Origin of the sequence: Pseudomonas sp. 2VD (genome assembly GCF_005503585.1) — a bacterium.
Lineage (GTDB): Bacteria > Pseudomonadota > Gammaproteobacteria > Pseudomonadales > Pseudomonadaceae > Pseudomonas > Pseudomonas aeruginosa.
On sequence record NZ_SCND01000312.1, the window covers coordinates 1 to 7016 of the forward strand.

5 protein-coding genes and 1 pseudogene are annotated in these 7016 nt (G+C 69.6%); 4 read left to right on the plus strand and 2 right to left on the minus strand.

Features of this window, described 5'->3' with window-relative positions:
• The 3 genes and pseudogenes from glyA to gcvT all read left to right on the plus strand — a co-directional run.
• A pseudogene (glyA, locus tag FFS27_RS25340) lies at positions 1–335 on the plus strand (serine hydroxymethyltransferase); the annotation flags it as partial.
• 47 nt (positions 336–382) lie between these two features.
• Entirely contained in the window at positions 383–1759 is a 1377-nt protein-coding gene (locus FFS27_RS25345) for an L-serine ammonia-lyase (protein WP_003112071.1), read from the plus strand.
• 93 nt (positions 1760–1852) lie between these two features.
• On the plus strand, positions 1853–2974 hold the full coding sequence (gene gcvT, locus FFS27_RS25350; protein ID WP_003112070.1) for a glycine cleavage system aminomethyltransferase GcvT: 1122 nt from the start codon (positions 1853–1855) through the stop codon (positions 2972–2974).
• Positions 2975–3020: 46 nt separating this feature from the next.
• Here the strand turns inward: gcvT and FFS27_RS25355 are convergent, their stop codons facing one another.
• The gene (locus FFS27_RS25355) at positions 3021–3896 is read right to left on the minus strand and encodes a hypothetical protein (RefSeq protein ID WP_003136336.1); all 876 of its coding nucleotides are present in this window, start codon (positions 3894–3896) and stop codon (positions 3021–3023) included.
• Positions 3893–4864, minus strand: a complete 972-nt coding sequence (locus FFS27_RS25360) for a polysaccharide deacetylase family protein (protein WP_009316188.1) — start codon at positions 4862–4864, stop codon at positions 3893–3895. Before FFS27_RS25360 ends, FFS27_RS25355 begins: the two co-directional genes overlap by 4 nt.
• Positions 4865–5552: 688 nt before the next feature.
• Between FFS27_RS25360 and FFS27_RS25365 the strand changes: the two genes are divergently transcribed.
• Positions 5553–7016, plus strand: a 1464-nt coding sequence (locus FFS27_RS25365; RefSeq protein ID WP_137952276.1) for an SPFH domain-containing protein, incomplete at its 3' end; no start/stop codon positions are given.

Genomic DNA, 7016 nt, shown 5'->3' on the forward strand with positions numbered 1-7016 from the left:
ACGTGGTTTCCGGCGGCACCGACAACCACCTGATGCTGATCAGCCTGGTGAAGCAGGGGCTGACCGGCAAGGCCGCCGACGCGGCGCTCGGAGCGGCGCACATCACGGTGAACAAGAACGCCGTGCCGAACGATCCGCAGAGCCCGTTCGTCACCTCCGGCATCCGCATCGGCACCCCAGCGGTGACCACTCGCGGTTTCCGCGAGGGCGAGTGCCGCGAACTGGCTGGCTGGATCTGCGACATCCTCGACGATATCGACAATCCCGAGGTCGGCGAACGGGTCAGGGGCCAGGTCGGCGAATTCTGCCGGCACTTCCCGGTCTACGCTGATTGAACAGGAACGCCGCCGTGGTGGCGGCCAATCCGCAAGCGGAGACGAGCATGTCCCTGAGTGTCTTCGATCTGTTCAAGATCGGCATCGGGCCGTCCAGCTCCCACACCGTGGGGCCGATGCGTGCCGCCGCGCGCTTCGCCGAGGGGCTGAGGCGCGAGGGGTTGCTGGAGGCCACTGCCAGCGTCAAGGTCGAGCTGTACGGCTCGCTCGGCGCCACCGGCAAGGGCCACGGCAGCGACAAGGCGGTACTGCTCGGCCTGGAGGGCGAGCAGCCGGACACGGTGGATACCGCCGCGATTCCCGCCCGGCTCGATGCCATCCGTTCCAGCGGCGAGCTGCGCCTGCTCGGCGAGCGGCCGATCCGCTTCGTCGAGAAGGAACACCTGGCGCTGATCCGCAAGCCGCTGGCCTACCATCCCAACGGCATGATCTTCCGTGCCTTCGACGCCGCCGGCCTGCAGGTCCGCAGCCGCGAGTACTACTCGGTGGGCGGCGGTTTCGTGGTCGACGACGAGGCCGCCGGCCTCGACCGCATCGTCGAGGACCGCACGCCGCTGGCGTTCCCCTTCAAGACCGCGCGGCAACTGCTCGACCATTGCGTCCGCGAAGGCCTGTCGATCAGCCAGTTGATGGCCGAGAACGAGAAGGCCTGGCGCCCCGCCGAGGAAACCCGCGCCGGCCTGCTGCGTATCTGGCAGGTGATGCAGGATTGCGTCGAGGCCGGCTGCCGCAACGAGGGCATCATGCCCGGCGGACTGAAGGTCAGGCGCCGCGCGGCGGCGCTCCACCGCCAGTTGTGCCAGCGGCCGGAGGCCGGCCTGCGCGATGCTCTCAGCGTGCTCGACTGGGTCAACCTCTACGCCCTGGCGGTGAACGAGGAGAACGCCAGCGGCGGCCGCGTGGTGACCGCGCCGACCAACGGCGCGGCGGGGATCATTCCGGCGGTGCTGCATTACTACGCGCGCTTCATCCCCGGGGCCGACGACGACGGCGTGGTGCGCTTCCTGCTCACCGCTGCGGCGATCGGCATCCTCTACAAGGAAAACGCCTCGATCTCCGGCGCCGAGGTCGGTTGCCAGGGTGAGGTCGGGGTGGCCTGCTCGATGGCCGCCGGGGCGCTCTGCGAAGTGCTCGGCGGTAGTGTGCAGCAGGTCGAGAACGCCGCCGAGATCGGCATGGAGCACAACCTCGGGCTGACCTGCGACCCGGTCGGCGGGCTGGTCCAGGTGCCCTGCATCGAACGCAACGCGATGGCTTCGGTGAAGGCCATCAACGCGGCGCGCATGGCCCTGCGCGGCGACGGCCAGCACTTCATCTCTCTCGACAAGGTCATCCGCACCATGCGCCAGACCGGCGCCGACATGAAAAGCAAATACAAGGAAACCGCGCGCGGCGGCCTCGCCGTGAACATCATCGAATGCTGAACCGCGCCGCTGCGCCGGCGCTTCTTTTTTCTTTCCCGACAATCGATCGCGGCTCTCCGGCAGACAGGAGGCCGGGATGCCATGGAGTGAAACATGACCGCAGAAACCCTCGCCAAGACGCCCCTGCACGCCCTGCACCTGGAACTGGGGGCGAAGATGGTGCCCTTCGCCGGCTACGACATGCCGGTGCAGTACCCGGCCGGGGTGCTCAAGGAGCACCTGCACACCCGTGAGCAGGCCGGTCTGTTCGATGTCTCGCACATGGGCCAGATCCGCCTGGTGGGCGCCGATGCGGCGCTGGCCCTGGAAAGCCTGGTGCCGGTGGACATCCTCGACCTGCCGGTGGGCCAGCAGCGCTACGCGTTGTTCACCGACGAGCAGGGCGGGATCCTCGACGACCTGATGGTGGCCAACCTCGGCGATTGCCTGCTGCTGGTGGTCAACGCCGCCTGCAAGCACCAGGACCTGGCGCACCTGCGTCGTCACCTGGAGGGCCGTTGTAGCGTCGAGCCGCTGTTCGAGGAGCGTGCCTTGCTCGCCCTCCAGGGACCGGCGGCGGTGCGGGTGCTGGAGCGCCTGGCGCCGCAGGTGGCGCAGATGACCTTCATGCAGTTCGCCCGCGTCGAGCTGCTCGGCCAGGACTGCTACGTCAGCCGCTCCGGCTATACCGGCGAAGACGGCTACGAGATCTCCGTGCCCGCCGCCCATGCCGAGGCCCTGGCGCGGCGCCTGCTGGCCGAGCCGGAAGTGGCGCCGATCGGCCTCGGCGCGCGCGACTCGCTGCGCCTGGAAGCCGGCCTGTGCCTCTACGGCCACGACATGGACAGCGCCACCACGCCGGTCGAAGCCAGCCTCGGCTGGGCCATTTCCAAGGCGCGTCGCGCCGACGGCGTGCGCGCCGGCGGCTTCCCCGGCGCCGAGCGGATCTTCGCCCAGCAGGCGCAGGGCGTTGCCAGCAAGCGCGTCGGTTTCCTGCCGCAGGGGCGGATGCCGGTGCGCGAGGGCGCCGAGATCGTCGATGCCCAGGGCCGGGCGATCGGCAAGGTCAGCAGCGGCGGTTTCGGTCCGAGCCTCAACGCGCCGTTGGCCATGGGCTACGTGCCGAACGAACTGGCCGGCCTGGGCAGCGAGGTGACGGCGATGGTGCGCGGCAAGCCGGTGACCCTGGTGGTCAGCAAGATGCCCTTCGTGACGCAGCGCTACTACCGCGGTTGAGCCCCTGGCCCTCTCTCGCTTCGGCGGGAGAGGGCGGCGACCGGCCTCACGGGTGTTTCGGCCGCTGCCGTTGCAGGCCCAGCTTCTTGGCCCGGTGGAATACCGCCGCGCGGGTCTTGCCGGTCTGCTGCGCGCACCATAGCGAACCGCGCTGCTGGTAGTGCTGGCGCAGCAGGTCTTCCTCGGACTTGCTCCAGATCGCATTGTTGCGGTCGCGCTGGCTGTGCGGGGAAAGCTCCTCGGCCTTGCTGGCGACACTCTGGTAGCTGCGGCCGAGCATGTAGGCGCACCAGGCCAGGCTGCGCTTGCTGCCGTGGCGGCGGATGAACTCGACCTCTTCGCTGGACCAGGCGGCTGGTGCCTTCGGCGGCGCCTTGCGGTCCAGCGAGCGGGCGAGAGCGGCGCGGGCGCGCGCCACCGCCTGGTCGCCGGGATTGTTGCGGCGGGTCACGCCGAGGGCGCGGCGCCAGCGTCCCACCAGGCTCGGACTGAAACCCCACCAGAACTGCACCGACTCGGCGCATTCGGTACGTACCGCGCGCAGCAGGTCGCCGCAGAGAATCGGCGAAGGGCGGCCGCTGCGCTTGCGCGTCGGCCAGCGGAACAGGCCGTCGGTGAAGCCGCCGACTTCCACGGCGCCTTCCAGCTCGTCGACCAGCCAGTCACCGGGGATCACCAGTGGGCTGGTGTAGGGCGCGCCGAGCAGCAGGTGGTTGATGGTAGCGACAGAGGTAGGGGTGTCTGCAGTCATGGGACGATCCTTGCTGATACCGGGCCAGCTGGGCTGGCCATATCCCTGAGAGCGGCGTCGCTGCGGCGTGGCGGGCGACGGCGCGTTCGCTTCCCGTGGTTCGGGCGGTCTTCCGGCGGAGGGCGACTGCCTGTCGCGCCTCCTTGGGAATGGGTTGGAGGCCGTGCTCATGGACGGGCTCCACGATAGATGCGCCAGGCCAGCCGGCCGGGACGGGCGGCGATCGCCGCGCCCACCTCGATGCGCGGCAGGTCCAGCGGGTCGCAACGGGGATCCACCAGGCCATTGCGCGCGCCGAAGGCGAAGCGGTAGCCAAGCCGGCCGAGGGCGGCGCGCAGGCCGGGTTGCGCAGGCGTCGCGGCGAGCGTGGCGCGAGCTTGGCAGAACACCGGCAGAGGGGCGGCGCAATGCTGCTGGAGCTGGCGGTGGGCGCGGCCGAGACAGTCCTCGGCGCAAAGGCCTGTCGCTGGGTGCGGGTCCTGGCCGTGCAGGCCGAAGCGAACCAGGCCGCTGTTTTCCAGGCGGCGGACCCGTTCCCAATCTCCCGCGCCGTACGCCGCGGGGGCCGTGCAGGCCGCGCGCAAGGCCTGCTGCGAAGCCGGGTCGAGGCGTTCCAGCTTGCGCAGGAGGAGGTCGAGGCTACGGCTGCGACGCTGGTCGTCGCCGGTGCGTTCGAGCACCCGCATGAGCGCAGCGCCGCCGTAACGCTCCAGCAGTTCCAGCAATGGCTCGGCGGTAGCCGCATCGGCCTGCCAGAGGGTGTCGGCGACCGCTTCGCGCCAACTGCGCGGGTCGCCGCCGATGAAGGCGCTCGCTGGCATTTCGTAGCGCTCCAGCAGCGGGTAGACCAACTCGGCCAGTTCCGCAGGGTTGCCGTCGACGCTCAGGGCGATCCGCAAGCAGGCTGGAGCGGGGCTCTCGAGCAGGTGTTCCAGGGGCACGCAGAGGAAGTGCCGCTGTAGCCACAGCAGCAGGGTCTCCAGGCCCTGGCGGTCGAGGCAGCGCCCTTGCCGGTGCGGCAGGGCCGCGCGCCGGCGATCCGCGACTACCCGTCCCAGGCGCAGCACGATGCCGTTCTGGCGCAGCCGGCGCTGGCCCACGGAGGAGTTCAGGAACGTCATCCCGATCAGGCTTCGCATGGCATCCCCCGGCTCATCGACGATCCGTCACCGGCGATGGTTCCGCGTGCGCGGCAGGGCTTTCGCCAGCCTGTCCGGACGCTGCGCCGTGAACTCCGGCCCCGGCGGTCGATTCGGTCATGGGCGAGCCTCCTGGGTAATCCGCACAAACGTTTGCTGCGGCCACGCCAACGCGTGGCTCGAACCGGGGCTTGGCGGGGACCCGGCGGGTGTTCGGTAAGGACTGCATGGCACCGGATAACGCTGCAAAGGATCGATGTGATTCTTTTTTGACGCTACCACAGTCGATAGTCGAATTATTGACGCTTTGCCGCTGTTATAAAACCGTCAGGCTATGCGAAAAGTCCTGCTGGCTACGCGTGGAGGCCCGGAGCGGCGTGCCTTTGAGGGGGAAGCGGGGGAGCCGGCAGGCCTATGCGGATTGGTTATAAGAAATCCGTTTCGAATGAAAATTGCCGACGAATGGTCGTTTGCGCGGATCTCCGGTGGTTTTTCCCGACTGCTTAGAACCTTTCGGTTGGTCGGGGGCTTGCCAAGTGGGCTGCCCCCAGTCTTTCGTCTTCCAGTCAAGAGCCTGGGGATGCAGACTGTTTTTCAAATCATGACAACTTCTTAACGCGCATTGTTATAAAGTTGCGGACGTTTGCGCCGGCCTGGCCGGCACCTTCGAGTTTTGCCTGGAGTGAAGATGAGAGTCGACCTGGACGCCGAGGGCGTCGCCGCCGAATCGCTGCCGCGTTTCCAGCAGGCGCCCCGGCAGTTGCGCCAGTTGTGGCGATGGGCAGCGGCCAGCGTCGCATTGGCCGCCGCCTGCGCCGTGCTGGGGTTCTTCATCGGCCTGTTCGCCGCCGACTCGCTCTGGCCGCCGCTGCTGTACAACCTCGGCGCGGCCTGGCTGGTTCTGTTCGCCGGTCTGCACGCGGCCTACCGGGTCGCGGCCTGGCGTTGCGTGGTCCTCGGCGCGGAGGCCAGCGCGCGGCCTGCCTGGCTGCGCTGGCAGCGGGGCGAACCCGACGCCGCCGCCGACAGCGCCTATGAACGGCTGCTGGAGCGCCTGGGCCAGGCCATCGCCCACGGCCTGGCCCAGCTCGGGCACGCTGCGCTGTGGCTGGCGGCGAGCGCGGCGCTGGCGTTGTGCCTGGTAGCCGCCGGCTGGCGTCTCGACCTGCCGCCGGCCAGTTCCGGGCAAGCGGCCGACCTCGCCATCGGGATCTGCCTGCTGCTGGCCTTCGCGGTGCTGGTGCTGGAACGTCGCTTCGCCAGCCAAGGGCCGGCGCAGTGGCCGGAAGCCCCGGCCCTCGGGCAACTGGCGCGGGCGCTGATCGGTACCCTGGTGCTGGCCGCCCTCTGTCTGTTCCTGGCTCGCCAGGGACACCCCTGGGCCCCGCGCCTGGCGGTACTGCTCGGCCTGTTGCCGGCGGCGCTGGCGCTGGAGTTGCTGGGCAGGGCGATCCTGGCGATGTTCGCGCCGCAGCGTGCCGGCCTCGAACCGCGCCTGGTCGCCACCAGCCTGCTGGCCGACCTGTTGCGCTGGCCGCCGCGTCCCCTGCAGCGTCTGCAGCATGAGTTGCACCAGCGCTTCGGCATCGACCTGCGCCAGGTCTGGGCCTTCGGTTTCATGCGGCGGGCGTTCCTGCCGGTGCTGGCGGTGGTGTCGCTGAGCGGCTGGCTGCTCAGCGGCGTACGCGAGATCGGCATGGATGCACGGGGCGTCTACGAGCGCTTCGGCAAGCCGGTCGCGGTGCTCGGCCCCGGCCTGCACCTGGGGCTGCCCTGGCCGCTGGGGCGGGTGTTGGCGGTGGAGAACGGGGTGGTCCACGAGTTGGCCACCAGCGTCGCCGCCGGCGACGGCGGAGCCGAGCCGCTCGCGCCCGCCGAAGGTCCGGCCCCGGATAGCGCCAACCGCTTGTGGGACGCCTCCCACGTCAGCGAGAAATCGCAGGTCATCGCCAGCCTGGCCGACCGCCGGCAGAGCTTCCAGATCGTCAACATGGACGTGCGCATCGTCTACCGCATCGCTCTCGACGACGCGGCAGCGCTGGCGGCGACCTACCGCAGCGCCGACGTGCCGACGCTGGTGCGCAGCACCGCCAGCCGCGTACTGGTGCATGCCTTCGCCTCGCGCACCCTCGATGAGGTCCTCGGCGAGCAG

Excerpts from the sequence above, each read along its gene's own strand:
- FFS27_RS25355 (WP_003136336.1), bottom strand. The coding sequence starts at position 3,896 with ATGAGCACGGCCTCCAACCCATTCCCAAGGAGGCGCGACAGGCAGTCG.
- FFS27_RS25360 (WP_009316188.1), bottom strand. The coding sequence starts at position 4,864 with ATGCGAAGCCTGATCGGGATGACGTTCCTGAACTCCTCCGTGGGCCAG.
- FFS27_RS25345 (WP_003112071.1), top strand. The coding sequence starts at position 383 with ATGTCCCTGAGTGTCTTCGATCTGTTCAAGATCGGCATCGGGCCGTCC.
- gcvT (WP_003112070.1), top strand. The coding sequence starts at position 1,853 with ATGACCGCAGAAACCCTCGCCAAGACGCCCCTGCACGCCCTGCACCTG.